We start from the raw sequence: 15,242 nt of genomic DNA, 5'->3' as shown, positions 1-15,242 counted from the left end.
GTCTTACTTCTCCTCGGTGGTGCGGGCGTGGCTGACGGCGGGTTCGTTGCCGCCGAGCAGGAGGTACAGAACCGCCATCCGGATGGAGACTCCGTTTGCGACCTGCTCGACTACGGTGCAGCGCTCCGAGTCGGCGACCTCGGCGGTGATCTCCATGCCGCGGACCATCGGGCCGGGGTGCATCACGATGGCGTGCTCGGGCATCTTCGCCATGCGCTCGCCGTCGAGGCCGTAGCGCCGCGAGTACTCGCGCTCGGTCGGGAAGAAGGCGGCGTTCATGCGCTCGCGCTGCACGCGGAGCATCATCACCGCGTCGGACTTGGGCAGTACGGCGTCGAGGTCGTACGACACCTCGCACGGCCACCGCTCGACCCCGACCGGCACCAGGGTGGGCGGGGCGACCAGGGTGACCTCGGCGCCGAGGGTGTGCAGCAGGTCGACGTTGGAGCGGGCGACGCGGCTGTGCAGGACGTCGCCGACGATCGTGATGCGCCTGCCGGCCAGGTCCTGCCCTATCCCGGCGTCCCGGCCGACGAGGCGGCGGCGCATGGTGAAGGCGTCCAGGAGGGCCTGGGTGGGGTGCTGGTGGGTGCCGTCGCCGGCGTTGATGACGGCCGCGTCGATCCAGCCGGAGTTGGCGAGGCGGTAGGGCGCTCCGGAGGCGCCGTGCCGGATGACGACGGCGTCGACGCCCATCGCCTCCAGGGTCTGGGCGGTGTCCTTGAGGGACTCGCCCTTGGAGACGCTGGACCCCTTGGCGGTGAAGTTGATGACGTCGGCGGAGAGGCGCTTCTCGGCGGCCTCGAAGGAGATCCGGGTCCGGGTCGAGTCCTCGAAGAAGAGGTTGACGACGGTGCGGCCGCGCAGGGTCGGCAGCTTCTTGATCGGCCGGTCGGCGACCCGGGCCATCTCCTCGGCGGTGTCGAGGATCAGGACGGCGTCGTCGCGGGTGAGGTCGGCGGCCGAGATGAGATGACGCTGCATCTGTCAGGCTCCGTAAGGCAGTTCACATATCGGGAGATTGCGGGCAGGCATGGGCGCACCGGTGCGGTGCGGGCCCCTCGGCCTGCTACGAGGTCGGCTTGGCGCCGAGCAGCACGGTGTCGCGACCGTCCTCCTCGGCGAGCAGGACCTTGACCGTCTCCCGCAACGACGTGGGGAGGTTCTTGCCGACGTAGTCGGCGCGGATGGGCAGTTCGCGGTGGCCGCGGTCGACGAGGACCGCGAGCTGGACCGCGCGGGGGCGCCCGATGTCGTTCAGGGCGTCGAGGGCGGCGCGGATGGTGCGGCCGGAGAAGAGCACGTCGTCGACGAGGACCACCAGTCTGCCGTCGATGCCGTCACCGGGGATCTCGGTGCGGGCCAGCGCCCGCGGCGGGTGCATGCGCAGGTCGTCGCGGTACATGGTGATGTCGAGCGAACCGACGGGCGTCTTGCGGTCGGTGATCTCCTCCAGCTTGGCGGCGAGCCGCTGGGCGAGGAAGACGCCGCGGGTCGGGATGCCGAGGAGCACCACGTCGTCGGCGCCCTTGGCGCGCTCGACGATCTCGTGGGCGATGCGGGTCAGCACCCGCGCGATGTCCGGGCCCTCGAGAACGGGCCGGGCATCGGAAGCCTGCACCGCGGTGTCGGGCTTTTCCTGCTGGTTCTGCTTGTCCATACGAAACGGACCCCCTTCTCCGCCTCACGGGACGGACTTTAAAGGACGTCGGATTTGCGCCATCCACCGTATCAGGTGGCGGAGAGGCCCCTGATCACCCCCCTGGCGTAATCGGTCATCGCTACCACGGAAGAGTCGGTGCGGACCATTCGGCTTGACGCAGCAGAGTAACGCTGCGTAACCTCACAGTGAGTTACCAGCCGCGCGGCAGGAACCAAGGCCGGCCGCGTCGACACAGTGTCCGGGGAGCCATATGTCCAGCGAATACGCCAAACAGCTCGGGGCCAAGCTCCGGGCCATCCGCACCCAGCAGGGCCTTTCCCTCCACGGTGTCGAGGAGAAGTCCCAGGGGCGCTGGAAGGCCGTGGTGGTCGGTTCGTACGAGCGCGGCGACCGCGCCGTGACCGTACAGCGCCTTGCAGAGTTGGCGGATTTCTACGGGGTTCCGGTGCAGGAGCTGCTGCCCGGCACGACCCCCGGCGGTGCCGCCGAGCCCCCGCCGAAGCTGGTCCTCGACCTGGAGCGGCTGGCCACCGTGCCGGCCGAGAAGGCGGGCCCGCTCCAGCGCTACGCGGCGACGATCCAGTCCCAGCGCGGTGACTACAACGGCAAGGTGCTGTCGATCCGCCAGGACGACCTGCGCACACTGGCCGTCATCTACGACCAGTCCCCCTCGGTCCTCACCGAGCAGCTGATCAGCTGGGGCGTCCTGGACGCGGACGCTCGCCGCGCGGTGGCCACCCACGAAGAGGCCTGACCCTTACAACGACTGAGCAGAAACGTGCCGCCGGGGTGGCTGGAACTCGATGGGTTCCGGTCGGCCCGGCGGTTCTTTTTGCGATCAGAGGCGCGAGCTTCCCGGCGCTGGGCAACCGCGACGTACCGAGGGGCGCTGGGGGTACCCCCGGCCGAAGGCTGGGGGAGGAACTGCGCGACAAGCCCCACACGGCCCGCAGCCGCCCCACAACCGCACCGCCCCATCCATTGGGCGCACAGAACGCCGGAGGGCCTGCAGCATGCCTTGCTGCAGGCCCTCCGGCGTTTCGTCGGCTCACGCCTCGCGGCGCAGCGACGGCTTCAGCTCCTTCAGACGCCCCAGAAGCCCGTTCACGAACGAGGGCGACTCGTCCGTGGAGAACTCCTTGGCGAGCTGCACCATCTCGTCGAGGACGACGGCGTCCGGCGTCTCGTCGACCCAGATCAGCTCGTGCGCGCCCAGGCGCAGGATGTTGCGGTCGACGACCGGCATCCGGTCCAGCGTCCAGCCCACCGCGTACTGGGCGATCAGCTCGTCGATCCGCTTCGCGTGCACGGCGTAGCCCTCGACCAGCTGCATCGTGTACTCGCTCACCGGCGGCTGCCGGGTGTCGTCCCGGGAGAGCCGGATCCAGTCCGCGAGGACGGTCAGGACGTCGGCCCCGCGCTGGTCGCCTTCGAAGAGGATCTGGAAGGCACGCTTGCGGGCCGTGTTGCGGGCAGCCACGGTTAGCTGTTCACCCGGCCGAGGTAGTCGCTCGTGCGGGTGTCGACCTTGATCTTCTCACCGGTGGTGATGAAGAGCGGGACCTGGATCTGGTGACCGGTCTCCAGGGTGGCGGGCTTGGTGCCACCGGTGGAGCGGTCGCCCTGGACGCCCGGCTCGGTCTCCTGGATGGTCAGCTCGACGGCGGCCGGGAGCTCGACGAAGAGCACCTCGCCCTCGTGCTGGGCGACGACGGCCGTGAAGCCCTCGATCAGGAAGTTCGCGGCGTCGCCGACGGTCTTCCGGTCGATGTGCAGCTGGTCGTACGTGTCCATGTCCATGAAGACGAAGTACTCGCCGTCCATGTACGAGAACTGCATGTCGCGCTTGTCGACAGTGGCCGTCTCGACCTTGACGCCGGCGTTGAAGGTCTTGTCGACCACCTTGCCGGACAGCACGTTCTTGAGCTTGGTGCGCACGAAAGCGGGGCCCTTGCCGGGCTTGACGTGCTGGAACTCGACGACGGACCACAGCTGGCCGCCTTCGAGCTTGAGCACCAGGCCGTTCTTGAGGTCGTTCGTGGAAGCCACGGTTGCGGAATCTCCTGGACTGACGTGGACGACCCCGGGGCGCGCACCTTGCCTAGAGTGCGAGCAGCTCCTTGGTCGTGATGGTGAGTAGCTCGGGTCCGCCGTCCGCCTCGGGGCGTACGACGAGCGTGTCATCGATCCGGACGCCGCCCCGGCCCGGGAGGTGGACCCCCGGTTCGACGGTGACCGGCACGCAAGCGTCCAGTTTACCCATGGCTGAAGGGGCGAGCTGCGGGTCCTCGTCGATTTCGAGTCCGACTCCGTGTCCGGTGAGGGGCTGCAGGCCCTCCACGTGGCCCGCCGAGCCCAGTACCTGGCGGGCGGCGCGGTCGACGTCGCGGTAGGCGGCGCCGGGCACGAGGCTCTCCCGGCCGGCCCGCTGGGCGGCGAAGACGAGGTCGTAGAGCTCGATCTGCCAGTCGGCGGGCGAGGTGCCGATGACGAAGGTGCGGCCGATCTCGCAGCGGTAGCCGCGGTAGGTGGCGCCGAGGCAGACGGAGAGGAAGTCGCCCTCCTCGACCCGCCGGTCGGTGGGGCGGTGGCCGCGGCGGCCGGAGTTCGGGCCGGTCGCCACGGAGGTGGGGAAGGCCGCGCCGTCGGCTCCGTGGTCGACCAGCCGGCGCTCCAGCTCCAGGGCGAGGTGCCGTTCGGTACGGCCGACGAGGATCGACTCCAGCAGCTCGCCGAGGGCCTGGTCGGCGATCTCGGCGCCGATGCGGAGGCAGGAGATCTCCTCCTCGTCCTTGACGACCCGGAGCTGCTCGACGGCGCTGCCCAGGTCGGTCAGGCGGAGCTGGGGGGCGACGGAGGCGAGGGCACGGTGCCGGGCCACGGTGAGGTGGTGCTCCTCGACGGCGAGGGCGTCGGTGTCCTGGGCGGCGGCGAGGTCGGCGGCGGCCACGGCGGGGTCACCGCCGGGGCCCTCCAGGAGGTGCGGCCGCAGGGACTCGTCGGGGCGGGCCTCGCCGGGGCGGTCGTCGGGCGGGCCGGGGCAGACGAGGAGGTCCTCGCGTCTGCCGAGGAGCAGGACGGAGCCGGCGGGGGCGGCGCCGGCGAGGTATCTCACGTTGGCCGGGTGTGAGATGACGGCGGACTGGCTGCCGGCCGCGTGGCAGCGTTCCCTCAGCCTGGTTCGGCGGGCCGCGTACACGTCTGACATGAGTCGAGCGTAGGAGGGGTGGGCGTTTTGTGCCGGTTGAGGGGGGCCGAGTGGGGTGGCTGGGCGCCGTTGTGGGGTGCGGGTCCGTGGGACTTTTGCGCAGTTCGCCGCGCCTCTGGAGAGACCGGTCGTGTGTCGGCTGCGGGCCGGTGGGGGCTGGGCGCGCAGTTCCCCGCGCCCCTCAAAGAAAGGCCGGTGGGGGTTGCTCACGCCGTTCCCCGCGCCCCCAAGGACAAGAACAAGAAGGTAGGGGCAGTCACCCCGTTTACCAGTTCGGGGGGCTGGCTATCGCTCGTGCCAGGACCTCGTCGAGGACCCTTGCCGTGCCCGGGACGTCCAGCTGCGAGTTGTCGATGATCGGGAGGCCCGAGCCGTACCAGCCCGCCATGCGGCCGTGGATGCGGGCCACCTCCTCGTCGGTGAGGCGGCGGTTGCCCGTGCGTTCCGCGTTGCGTTCCAGGACGATGTCGAGGCCGGGGAGGAGGACGACGGGGAGCAGGCCGGGGCCGACGTGCCGCTTCCAGCCGCCGAGGCCGACGACCGGGCGGTCCGGGAAGACCGCGTCGTCGAGGATGCACGAGATGCCGTTGGCCAGGAAGTTGCGCGCGGCGAAGCCACAGGTGCGGCGGGCGAGGCGGTACTGGGCCTCGGAGTGCTCGTTCCAGCCGGACTGCGGGTCGGCGAAGCCCGAACGGACCCACTCGCGGACGTCGTCGAGGCTGATGTGGGCGGTGGGGACCCGGCGGTGGTCGGCCCAGTACTTGGCCACGCTGGTCTTGCCCGCACCGGCCGGGCCGATGAGGAGGACGGCCAGGGTGGTGGTGGTCGGGTCGGGCGCGGTGGGGGCGCTGGGGATGCCGACCGGGGCGCCCGGCGGCAGCGGGACGTGGCCCGTGGTGTCGGGCGGCGGCGGGGCCGAGGGAAGCGGGGGGACCGGAGGAACCGACGGCTGCGGCGGGGCGGCCGGCGGTGGCGGCACGGGCGGAGAGCCCTGCGGCGCTCCCGGGTGCTGTGCGGCCGGCTGCCAGCCGGTCGGTCCCTGCCCCGGCTGATGGGGCGGCGGCAGCGGAGATCCCACTGCGTGCTGCATCCGGTGCCACTCCGTCTCGTCATGTTCGGCTGCGCTCGTTACCGAACGGTACCGCCCGCGGTCGTCCTTTGGTGAAACGGCCGGGGGCGGTCCGAAGTGCCCGCGTCGCCAGGCGAATCGGGCGGAAGGAACAGCGGCGGACCTACTGCCCGACCTCGCCGTACGCGGCGAGGAGGACGGCCGGGTCCGGGCCTTCCAGGACGGTCGGTTTGCCGAGGCCGTCCAGGACGATGAAGCGGAGCAGGTCGCCGCGGGACTTCTTGTCGACCTTCATCGTCTCGACCAGCTTGGGCCACTGGTCGTAGCGGTAGTGCAGCGGAAGGCCGACCGACTCCAGGACGGTGCGGTGGCGGTCGGCCGTCGCGTCGTCCAGCCGGCCGGCCAGTCGGCCCAGCTCGGCGGCGAAGTGCATGCCGACGGCGACCGCGGCACCGTGGCGCCACTTGTAGCGTTCGTTCTTCTCGATGGCGTGGCCGAGCGTGTGCCCGTAGTTGAGGATCTCCCGCAGGCCCGATTCCTTCAGGTCGGAGGAGACGACCTCGGCCTTCACCCGGATGGAACGCTCGATCAGCTCGGCCGTGTGCGGGCCCGCCGGGGTGCGCGCGGCCTGCGGGTCGGACTCGATGAGCTCCAGGATCACCGGGTCCGCGATGAACCCGGCCTTGATGATTTCGGCAAGTCCCGAGACGTAGTCGTTGACCGGGAGCGAGTCGAGGGCGGCGAGGTCGCAGAGGACGCCCGCCGGCGGGTGGAAGGCGCCCACCAGGTTCTTGCCCTCGGCCGTGTTGATGCCGGTCTTGCCGCCGACGGCCGCGTCCACCATCGCCAGGACGGTGGTGGGGACGGCGATCCAGCGGACCCCGCGCAGCCAGGTCGCGGCCACGAAACCGGCCAGGTCCGTCGTCGAACCGCCGCCCACGCCGACGATGACGTCGGAGCGGGTGAAGCCGGACTGGCCGAGCGCCTTCCAGCAGTAGGCGGCGACCTCGGCGGTCTTGGCCTCCTCCGCGTTCGGCACCTGGATGGCGACGGCCTCGTAGCCCTGCCCGGCCAGGTCGGCACGGAGCGCGTCACCGGTCTCGGCGAGCGCCTCGGGGTGCACGACGGCGACCCGCTTGGCCTTCTCGCCGATCAACCCGCCCAGTTCGCCGAGGAGTTGCCGGCCCACCAGGACCTCGTACGGATCGGTGCCCGCCGTACCCCCGACCTGGATCCGGGTGACTGCCTCGCTCATGCTTCCTTCAACTCCAGTGCGTCCAGGGCTGCTTGGGTGACCTCTTCGGGTGTCCGGCCGTCGGTGGCGACGACGGCCGTGGCGACCTCCTCGTAGAGGTGCCGCCGGGCTTCCATCAGCTCGCGCCACTGCCTGCGCGGGTTGAGGGCGAGCAGCGGCCGGGCCGCGTTCAGGCCGGTGCGCTTGACGGCCTCCTCGACGTCCATCGAGAGGTAGACCACCCGGCGGTCGGCGAGCAGGCCGCGGATCTCCGCGTCGAGGATCGCGCCCCCGCCGAGCGCGAGGACACCCTCGTGCTCGGCCAGCGCCGCCTGGACCGCCCGTTTCTCGATCGCCCGGAACGCCGGCTCGCCCTCGGCCACGAAGATGTCGGCGATGGTGCGGCCCTCGGCGGCGACGATGTCCTCGTCGGTGTCCCGGTAGCCGACACCGAGCCGCTCGGCGAGCAGCTGCCCGACCGTGGACTTGCCCACGCCCATCGGCCCGACCAGCACCACCCTCTGCGCGGCGCTCACCGGATGGCCAGGTGGTCGAGGTACGACCGGACGTTGCGCCCGGTCTCGGCCACGCTGTCGCCGCCGAACTTCTCCGCCACCGCGTCCGCGAGGACGAGCGCGACCATCGCCTCGGCGACGATGCCGGCGGCCGGCACGGCGGAGACGTCGGAGCGCTGGTGGTGGGCCTGGGTGGCCTCGCCGGTGGTGACGTCGACGGTCTGCAGGGCACGCGGCACGGTGGCGATGGGCTTCATCGCGGCCCGCACCCGGAGCAGTTCGCCCGTGGAGAGCCCGCCCTCGGTGCCGCCGGCCCGGCCGGAGACGCGGCGGATCCCCTCGGGGGTGTTGACGATCTCGTCGTGCGCCTTGGAGCCGGGCACCCGGGCCAGTTCGAAGCCGTCGCCGATCTCGACGCCCTTGATCGCCTGGATGCCCATCAGAGCACCGGCGAGACGGGCGTCCAGCTTGCGGTCCCAGTGCACGTGCGAGCCGAGGCCGACGGGGACGCCGTAGGCCAGCACCTCGACCACACCGCCGAGGGTGTCGCCGTCCTTGTGGGCCTGGTCGACCTCCGCGACCATCGCCTTCGACGCGTCGGCGTCCAGGCAGCGCAGCGGGTCGGCGTCCAGCTTCTCGACGTCGGCCGGCACGGGGTACACGCCCTGCGGGGCCTTCACGGAGCACAGCTCGACGACGTGCGAGACGATCTCGATGCCGGTCGTCTCCTTGAGGTACGACCGGGCGACGGCGCCGAGCGCCACGCGGGCCGCGGTCTCCCGGGCGGAGGCCCGCTCCAGGACCGGCCGGGCCTCGTCGAAACCGTACTTCTGCATACCGGCGAGGTCGGCGTGGCCGGGGCGCGGGCGGGTCAGCGGGGCGTTGCGGGCGAGGCCGGCGAGGATCTCCGGGTCGACCGGGTCGGCCGCCATGACCTGCTCCCACTTGGGCCACTCGGAGTTGCCCACCATGATCGCGACCGGGGAGCCGAGCGTCAGTCCGTGCCGGACACCGCCGAGGAACGTCACCTCGTCACGCTCGAACTTCATGCGCGCACCGCGGCCGTAACCGAGCCGCCGCCGCGCCAGATGGTCCGCGACCATCTCCGTGGTGATCGGCACGCCGGCGGGAAGGCCCTCCAACGTCGCGACAAGTGCGGGACCGTGGGACTCCCCCGCGGTCAGCCAACGCAGCCTGCTCAACGATGCTCCTCAGTGCTCGCGCCCTGGTACTACTGCCCTGCGTACGCACGTCCTCGCGTACGGCGACGGCCCGACCGGGTGCGCGGCCCCGGTCCGCCACCTCCGATCCTCCCACGTCCGGGCGGTGAACCCGGTCGCCGGTCCAGCAGACGGACGCGGATCTGTCGGGTCAGCGCTCGGCGAGTGCCTTCTCACCGGCCCTGCGCATGGCGTCCAGCGGTGCCGGGGTGCGGCCGGTCATCTGCTCGACCTGGAGCACGGCCTGGTGCACCAGGAGGTCCAGGCCGCTGACCACGGCTCCCCCGAACATGGACCAGCGGGCGGCGAGGGCGGTGGGCCAGGGGTGGTAGAGGACGTCGAAGAGGGTGGTGGGGCGTTCGGGTACGGCGCCGGCGAGAGCGTCGGTGGTGCCGGCCGGGGTGGTGGCGATCACCAGCGGGGCGTGCAGGGCCTGTCCGGCGTCGGCCCAGTCGGCGGTGCGCACCTCGACGTCGAGCCGCTCGCCCCAGTGCCGCATCTCGGCGGCGCGCTCCTCGCTGCGGACGTAGGCGACGACCTCGCCGGTGCAGATCCGGGCGAGGGCGGCGAGGGCGGAGGAGGCGGTGGCACCGGCGCCGAGGACGGCGGCGGAGTCGACCTGTTCGATGCCGTGCTCGCGGAGCGCGGCGACCATGCCCGGGATGTCGGTGTTGTCCCCGAGCCGTCGGCCGTCCTCCGTGAACACGACCGTGTTGACCGCGTCGACCGAGGCAGCCGTCTCGCTGATCTCGTCGACCAGCGGGATGACCGCCCGCTTCAGCGGCATGGTCAGCGACAGCCCCGCCCACTCCGGTCCCAGCGTCCCGAGGAAGGCGGGCAGCCCCGCCTCGTCGATCTCGAAGCGCTCGTACGACCAGTCGGCGAGCCCGAGTTCGTCGTACGCGGCCCGGTGCAGCACCGGGGAGAGGGAGTGGGCGATGGGCTTACCGAGCACGGCGGCCCGGCGGGCATCAGTTGCCCGAGTTGGCATTGAATTTGTCCTTGAGCTTCTCGAATTCGGCGTTGGTCTTGGCGAATTCGGTGTTGTTCACGCCATCGGTCGCCACGAAATACATCCAGCCGTCGTCGGTCGGATTCAGTGCCGCCTTCAGTGCGTCCTCGCCGGGGTTGCCGATCGGACCGGGCGGAAGCCCCTTCTGGGTGTACGTGTTGTACGGGTCCCTGTTGCTGTTGATCTCCGACTCGCTGATGTGGATGTTGCTGGTGCCCTTCAGGTAGTTGAAGGTCGAGTCGAATTGCAGCAAACGGTTCGTCTCGGTGTTCGTGGTCTTGAGACGGTTGTAGACCACCTCCGCCATCTTGCGGAAGTCGTCGTGCGTCTTTCCTTCGGCCTGGACGAGGCTCGCGACCGTGATGACCTGCAGCGGGTTGTCCAGGTCGTACTTCTTGGCCTCCGCCGCGAGGTCGTAGTTGGCGTACTCCTCCTTGGCCGCCGCGACCATCTGTTTCAGGATCGCGTCGGGCTTCATGCCCTTGGCCGCGGGATAGGTACCCGGGTAGAGGAATCCTTCCAGCGGATCCATGATCTTGCTGCTGGTGTCCGCGTAGCTCGGCAGACCCAGGTTCTTGTACTCGGCCTTCGCGACCTTCTTGGAGGTACCCGCGGAAAGGCCGAGCTTCTTGTCGAGGGCCACGTAGACGGCCGCGGCGCGCTCGCCCGGGGTGACGATCACATTGGCCTGGCTGCTCGGGTCGAGCATGAGCAGCACACAGCTCGCGGCGGACATCTCCTTCTTGAGGGTGTAGGCGCCCGCCTGGATCCTGTCACCCTTCGGATTCTGCGTCTGCGCGGAGACGAACGCGTCGACGCTCTTGACGACGCCGGCCTCCTTCAGCCGACGGCCGATCTCGTACCCGCCCGCGCCCTTGGGGATCTGGACGGTCACGGTCTCGCTGCTGCCGCTGCCCGCGAAGTCCGGGGCCGCGCCGAAACGATTTTGGTAGAAGTGCCAGCCGAAGTAGCCGACGCCGGCCGCACCGCCGCCGAAGACCAGGCAGACCACCAGGCAGGCGCAGCCGCTGCGGCGCTTCTTGGCGCCTTTGCCGCCCTTGGCTTCCTTGCCGCGGCCACCACCGCGGCGTCCTTTCGGGTCGTCGTCCTCTTCGTCGTCGTCATCGTCGTCGGCGCCCGTGAAGAAGGGGTGCTGCTCTTCCTCCTCCTCGGCGGCGGGCTCCGCCTGCGGTTCCGGCTCGGGGCGTCGGCGGCCGGGCGGCTCCGGTGGCGGGTAGGCGTCCTCGGTGCCGTAGAGGTCGGGCTGCTCGTTGCCGTAGGCCACGGGCTGCTGCCCGTAGGGGTCGCCCGGGTCGGCGGCGTAGGGGACGTGGCCGTGGGTGCCGGTCGCGTCCCAGGTGCCCTGGTGGTACTGCTGCGGGGCATGGCCGACGTGCTGCTGGTCGTACTGCTGCTGGTCGTACTGCTGCTGACCGTACCCGTCGGCGTACTGGAGTTGGCCCTGCTCGTCGTAGTACGCGTACTGCTGCTGGTCGTACCCGCCCTGCGGGTGCTGGCCCCAGTCGCCGTACTGCTGCTGCGGCTGCTGCGGATAGTGCTGCGGCTGACCGCCGTAGGGGGACTGCTGGCCCACCTGGGCCTGCTGTCCGCCCCATCCGTCGTCCCCGTACAACGGGTCCTCCGGATGCCACGGTTCGGAGCCTGGGCCCCGGCCATACTCAGTCATCGATCCCCTAGAGCCGCGAGGCGGCGCGTCACGCGGCTGGTGGGCCGGTTGACCGTTCCGCCTCTTGCTGTGCGGTGGCTGTTCGAAAACCATCGCATCGCGCGGAACGTTACCGTATCGCGATCAGATGACTACTTCGACGCCCTCGCCGGGTGGTTTACCTGACACCCGTTCGGATTCCAGTGCCTGCTGAAGGATGATGACCGCCGCGGCCTGGTCGATGACCGAGCGGCCCTTCTTGGATTTCACCCCGGAGGCCCGTAGCCCCTGACTGGCCGTCACGGTCGTCATCCGCTCGTCGACCAGCCGGACCGGCACCGGCCCGATGCCCTTGGCCAGCTCCTGGGCGAAGGCCCGGACCTTGACCGCGGCCGGGCCCTCGCCCCCCTTGAGGGAGCGCGGGAGTCCGACGACGACCTCGACCGGTTCGTACTCCTCGACCAGTTGCCGCAGTCGGCGGTGGGCCGCCGGGATGTCCCGGCCGGGGACGGTCTCGACCGGGGTGGCGAGGATCCCGTCGGGGTCGCACGAGGCGACCCCGATCCGGGCGTCCCCGACGTCGATCGCGAGTCGACGTCCTCTGCGCATCTCCGACCGTTTCCTTACTTGGCGGTCTCGTCGACGAGGCGCTCGACGGCGTCGATGGCCTCACCGATCTCGGCCGGGTTCTGGCCGCCGCCCTGGGCGACGTCCGGCTTGCCGCCACCGCCGCCGCCGAGGGTCTTGGCGGCGGTGCGGACCAGGTCACCGGCCTTGAGGCCGCGGTCGCGGGCGGCGTCGTTGGTGGCGATGACCGTGAGCGGCTTGCCGTTGTTGACCGTGAAGAGGGCCACGACCGCGGCGCGTCCGCCCTGGATGCGGCCGCGCACGTCGAGGACGAGCTTGCGCAGGTCGTCCGGGGTGGTGCCGTCCGGGACCTGCCCGGTGACGACGGCGATCCCGCGGACGTCCTTGGCGGACTCGACGAGACCGGCGGCGGCCTGCAGCACCTTCTCCGCGCGGAACTTCTCGATCTCCTTCTCGGCGTCCTTCAGCTTGCCGAGCATGGCGGAGACCTTCTCCGGGAGCTCCTCCGGACGGCCCTTGATCAGCTCCTGGAGCTGGGCGACGACCGTGTGCTCACGGGCCAGGAAGTTGTAGGCGTCGACGCCGACGAGGGCCTCGATGCGGCGGACGCCCGAGCCGATCGAGGACTCGCCGAGCAGCTTCACCAGACCCAGCTGGGAGGTGTTGTGGACGTGGGTGCCGCCGCACAGCTCCTTGGAGAAGTCGCCGATGGTGACCACGCGGACCCGCTCGCCGTACTTCTCGCCGAACTCGGCGATGGCGCCCTGCTTCTTGGCCTCGTCGATGCCCATGATGTCGGCGCGCACGTCGAGGTCGCGGGCGAGCACCTCGTTGATCTTCTGCTCGACGTCGGTCATCACAGCCGTCGGGACGGCGGACGGGGAGCCGAAGTCGAAGCGGAAGCGGCCGGGCTGGTTCTCGGAACCGGCCTGGGCGGCCGTCGGGCCGAGCGCGTCGCGCAGCGCCTGGTGGGTGAGGTGGGTGGCCGAGTGGGCGCGAGCGATGGCCGTCCGGCGGCGGGAGTCGATCGAGGCGTGGGCCTTGGCACCGACGGTGACCTCGCCGACCTGGACGACGCCCTTGTGGACGTACACGCCCGGGACCGGCTTCTGGGTGTCGCGGATCTCGATCACGGCACCGGTGTCGACCTTGATCCGGCCGGTGTCGCCGATCTGGCCGCCGCCCTCGGCGTAGAACGGGGTGCGGTCCAGGACGATCTCGACCTCGTCGCCCTCGCCGGCGGCCGGGGAGGAGACGCCGTCGACGAGGATGCCGACGATCGTGGTCTCGCCCTCGGTGTCGGAGTAACCGATGAAGTCGGTCTCGCCGGTCTTGTCGGCGATCTCGCGGTAGGCGCCGGCGCCGGCGTGACCGGTCTTCTTGGCCTGGGCGTCGGCCTTGGCGCGGTCCCGCTGCTCCTTCATCAGGCGGCGGAAGCCGTCCTCGTCCACGGCGAGGCCCTGCTCGGCGGCCATCTCCAGGGTGAGGTCGATCGGGAAGCCCCAGGTGTCGTGGAGCAGGAACGCCTTGTCGCCGGCGAGGACGGTGCCACCGGCGTCCTTGGTCTCGGTGACGGCGGTGTCGAGGATGTTGGTGCCGGCCTTCAGCGTCTTGAGGAAGGCGTTCTCCTCGGCGACGGCGACCTTCTCGATGCGCTCGCGGTCGGTGACCAGCTCCGGGTACTGCTGCCCCATCATCCGGATCACGGTGTCGATCAGGTCGAGCACGACCGGGCCGGTGGCACCGAGCAGGCGCATGTTGCGGATGGCGCGGCGCATGATGCGGCGCAGGACGTAGCCGCGGCCCTCGTTGCCGGGGGTGACACCGTCGCCGATGAGCATCACCGACGTACGCATGTGGTCGGTGACCACGCGCAGCGAGACGTCCGAGTCGTGGGCGTCGCCGTAGCGGACGCCGGTCAGCTCGGTGGCCTTCTCGATGACGGCCATCGAGGTGTCGATCTCGTACATGTTCTGCACGCCCTGCAGAATCATGGCGAGACGCTCCAGGCCGAGGCCCGTGTCGATGTTCTTGCTGGGCAGCTCGCCGAGGATCTCGAAGTTGTCCTTGCCGATGCCCTCGCCGCGCTCGTACTGCATGAAGACGAGGTTCCAGATCTCCACGTACCGCTCGTCGTTGACGGCGGGGCCGCCCTCGACGCCGAACTCGGGGCCGCGGTCGTAGTTGATCTCGGAACACGGTCCGCAGGGGCCGGGGACGCCCATGGACCAGTAGTTGTCCTTCATGCCGAGGCGCTGGATGCGCTCCTTCGGCACGCCGACGACGTCGTGCCAGATGCGCTCGGCCTCGTCGTCGTCCTGGTAGACGGTGATCCAGAGCTTCTCCGGCTCCAGGCCGTAACCACCCTTGTCCTGGGGCGTGGTGAGCAGCTCCCAGGCGTACTTGATGGCGCCTTCCTTGAAGTAGTCGCCGAAGGAGAAGTTGCCGCACATCTGGAAGAAGGTGCCGTGCCGGGTGGTCTTGCCGACCTCTTCGATGTCGGGCGTACGCACGCACTTCTGCACGCTGGTGGCGCGCGCCCAGGGCGGCTTGACCTCACCGAGGAAGTACGGCTTGAAGGGCACCATGCCGGCCGGGACGAGGAGCAGAGTCGGGTCGTCCGCGATGAGCGACGCCGAAGGGACGACGGTGTGACCGCGCTCCTCGTAGAAGCTCAGCCAGCGGCGGCGGATCTCGGCCGACTCCATCAGTGGTCCTCATTCCGGTTGTGCGAGTACGTCGTCCTGTCATCGGCGTACTTCGGGTTGCTGCGGTTCTCGATGGCGGCGAGCCGCCGGGGCGCGGGGAGTTCGGGGTTCGCGTTGATGCCCAGCGCGTCGCCCAGCTCTTCCTCCCGCTGCGCCATGTTGTCGCGGACGTCGAGCGCGAAGCCGACCGCCCGGTCCTTGATCCGGTGGCCGGTCTCCAGCGCCTTGTTCGCGGCGGTCGCGGCGAGGCTCTCCGGGGTCAGCTGCCTCAGCTTGCGGTTGACCTTGGTGGTGGCCCAGACACCGGCGGCGACGCCGGTGGTGAACCAGAACGTGCGGCGGAACATATGGCCTGGCTC

General features: G+C 70.4%; 15 protein-coding genes. 1 reads left to right on the top strand and 14 read right to left on the bottom strand.

Annotated features, from left to right (window positions below):
• Nucleotides 1-3 precede the first annotated feature (3 nt).
• The gene (locus ACFWPQ_RS11080) at nucleotides 4-984 is read right to left on the bottom strand and encodes an aspartate carbamoyltransferase catalytic subunit (protein WP_361298974.1); all 981 of its coding nucleotides are present in this window, start codon (nucleotides 982-984) and stop codon (nucleotides 4-6) included.
• Nucleotides 985-1,069: 85 nt separating this feature from the next.
• Entirely contained in the window at nucleotides 1,070-1,660 is a 591-nt protein-coding gene (pyrR, locus tag ACFWPQ_RS11075; RefSeq protein WP_384032159.1) for a bifunctional pyr operon transcriptional regulator/uracil phosphoribosyltransferase PyrR, read from the bottom strand.
• A gap of 253 nt (nucleotides 1,661-1,913) precedes the next feature.
• On the opposite strand from pyrR, the gene bldD reads away from it, so the two are divergent.
• Nucleotides 1,914-2,417 carry a transcriptional regulator BldD gene (gene bldD, locus ACFWPQ_RS11070; RefSeq protein WP_014671524.1) on the top strand — a complete coding sequence of 168 codons (504 nt, stop codon included), beginning with the start codon at nucleotides 1,914-1,916 and terminating at the stop codon, nucleotides 2,415-2,417.
• Between the two features lie 294 nt (nucleotides 2,418-2,711).
• Here bldD and nusB read toward each other — a convergent pair whose 3' ends face one another.
• The 12 genes from nusB to ACFWPQ_RS11010 all read right to left on the bottom strand — a co-directional run bounded on the left by nusB (nucleotide 2,712) and on the right by ACFWPQ_RS11010 (nucleotide 15,230).
• Nucleotides 2,712-3,143: a transcription antitermination factor NusB gene (nusB, locus tag ACFWPQ_RS11065; protein WP_384032156.1), complete on the bottom strand. Its 432-nt coding sequence runs from the start codon at nucleotides 3,141-3,143 to the stop codon at nucleotides 2,712-2,714.
• A gap of 2 nt (nucleotides 3,144-3,145) precedes the next feature.
• Nucleotides 3,146-3,712: an elongation factor P gene (efp, locus tag ACFWPQ_RS11060; protein ID WP_046726575.1), complete on the bottom strand. Its 567-nt coding sequence runs from the start codon at nucleotides 3,710-3,712 to the stop codon at nucleotides 3,146-3,148.
• 52 nt (nucleotides 3,713-3,764) lie between these two features.
• The gene (locus ACFWPQ_RS11055; protein ID WP_384032154.1) at nucleotides 3,765-4,871 is read right to left on the bottom strand and encodes an aminopeptidase P family protein; all 1,107 of its coding nucleotides are present in this window, start codon (nucleotides 4,869-4,871) and stop codon (nucleotides 3,765-3,767) included.
• A gap of 265 nt (nucleotides 4,872-5,136) precedes the next feature.
• A complete protein-coding gene (locus ACFWPQ_RS11050) occupies nucleotides 5,137-5,961 on the bottom strand; it encodes a Pro-rich N-terminal domain-containing protein (protein ID WP_384032152.1) in 825 nt (274 codons plus the stop codon).
• A gap of 142 nt (nucleotides 5,962-6,103) precedes the next feature.
• Nucleotides 6,104-7,195, bottom strand: coding sequence for a 3-dehydroquinate synthase (gene aroB / locus ACFWPQ_RS11045; protein ID WP_384032150.1), 1,092 nt, complete (start codon nucleotides 7,193-7,195; stop codon nucleotides 6,104-6,106).
• Nucleotides 7,192-7,674 carry a shikimate kinase gene (locus tag ACFWPQ_RS11040; RefSeq protein ID WP_384032327.1) on the bottom strand — a complete coding sequence of 161 codons (483 nt, stop codon included), beginning with the start codon at nucleotides 7,672-7,674 and terminating at the stop codon, nucleotides 7,192-7,194. Before ACFWPQ_RS11040 ends, aroB begins: the two co-directional genes overlap by 4 nt.
• A gap of 32 nt (nucleotides 7,675-7,706) precedes the next feature.
• A complete protein-coding gene (gene aroC, locus ACFWPQ_RS11035) occupies nucleotides 7,707-8,891 on the bottom strand; it encodes a chorismate synthase (protein ID WP_384032148.1) in 1,185 nt (394 codons plus the stop codon).
• A 169-nt stretch (nucleotides 8,892-9,060) separates the two neighbouring features.
• Nucleotides 9,061-9,900, bottom strand: coding sequence for a shikimate dehydrogenase (locus ACFWPQ_RS11030; RefSeq protein ID WP_384032146.1), 840 nt, complete (start codon nucleotides 9,898-9,900; stop codon nucleotides 9,061-9,063).
• Nucleotides 9,881-11,608, bottom strand: coding sequence for an endolytic transglycosylase MltG (gene mltG / locus ACFWPQ_RS11025; protein ID WP_384032144.1), 1,728 nt, complete (start codon nucleotides 11,606-11,608; stop codon nucleotides 9,881-9,883). Before mltG ends, ACFWPQ_RS11030 begins: the two co-directional genes overlap by 20 nt.
• Before the next feature lie 123 nt (nucleotides 11,609-11,731).
• Nucleotides 11,732-12,196 (bottom strand): Holliday junction resolvase RuvX, encoded by a 465-nt coding sequence (gene ruvX / locus ACFWPQ_RS11020; protein WP_361291074.1) that lies wholly within the window; start codon nucleotides 12,194-12,196, stop codon nucleotides 11,732-11,734.
• 14 nt (nucleotides 12,197-12,210) lie between these two features.
• Nucleotides 12,211-14,883 carry an alanine--tRNA ligase gene (gene alaS / locus ACFWPQ_RS11015; protein ID WP_384032141.1) on the bottom strand — a complete coding sequence of 891 codons (2,673 nt, stop codon included), beginning with the start codon at nucleotides 14,881-14,883 and terminating at the stop codon, nucleotides 12,211-12,213.
• Nucleotides 14,883-15,230 (bottom strand): hypothetical protein, encoded by a 348-nt coding sequence (locus ACFWPQ_RS11010; RefSeq protein ID WP_384032139.1) that lies wholly within the window; start codon nucleotides 15,228-15,230, stop codon nucleotides 14,883-14,885. The genes alaS and ACFWPQ_RS11010 overlap by 1 nt, the downstream gene beginning before the upstream one ends.
• Nucleotides 15,231-15,242: the final 12 nt, after the last annotated feature.

It is taken from the genome of Streptomyces sp. NPDC058464 (assembly GCF_042721035.1).
Classification (GTDB): Bacteria; Actinomycetota; Actinomycetes; order Streptomycetales; family Streptomycetaceae; genus Streptomyces.
This window is presented reverse-complemented; position numbering and strand designations above follow the sequence as displayed.

Coding starts and splice junctions, on each gene's coding strand:
- ACFWPQ_RS11080 (WP_361298974.1), bottom strand. CDS start 984: ATGCAGCGTCATCTCATCTCGGCCGCCGACCTCACCCGCGACGACGCC.
- pyrR (WP_384032159.1), bottom strand. CDS start 1,660: ATGGACAAGCAGAACCAGCAGGAAAAGCCCGACACCGCGGTGCAGGCT.
- bldD (WP_014671524.1), top strand. CDS start 1,914: ATGTCCAGCGAATACGCCAAACAGCTCGGGGCCAAGCTCCGGGCCATC.
- ACFWPQ_RS11055 (WP_384032154.1), bottom strand. CDS start 4,871: ATGTCAGACGTGTACGCGGCCCGCCGAACCAGGCTGAGGGAACGCTGC.
- ACFWPQ_RS11050 (WP_384032152.1), bottom strand. CDS start 5,961: ATGCAGCACGCAGTGGGATCTCCGCTGCCGCCGCCCCATCAGCCGGGG.
- aroB (WP_384032150.1), bottom strand. CDS start 7,195: ATGAGCGAGGCAGTCACCCGGATCCAGGTCGGGGGTACGGCGGGCACC.
- ACFWPQ_RS11040 (WP_384032327.1), bottom strand. CDS start 7,674: ATGGGCGTGGGCAAGTCCACGGTCGGGCAGCTGCTCGCCGAGCGGCTC.
- ACFWPQ_RS11030 (WP_384032146.1), bottom strand. CDS start 9,900: ATGCCAACTCGGGCAACTGATGCCCGCCGGGCCGCCGTGCTCGGTAAG.
- mltG (WP_384032144.1), bottom strand. CDS start 11,608: ATGACTGAGTATGGCCGGGGCCCAGGCTCCGAACCGTGGCATCCGGAG.
- ruvX (WP_361291074.1), bottom strand. CDS start 12,196: ATGCGCAGAGGACGTCGACTCGCGATCGACGTCGGGGACGCCCGGATC.
- alaS (WP_384032141.1), bottom strand. CDS start 14,883: ATGGAGTCGGCCGAGATCCGCCGCCGCTGGCTGAGCTTCTACGAGGAG.
- ACFWPQ_RS11010 (WP_384032139.1), bottom strand. CDS start 15,230: ATGTTCCGCCGCACGTTCTGGTTCACCACCGGCGTCGCCGCCGGTGTC.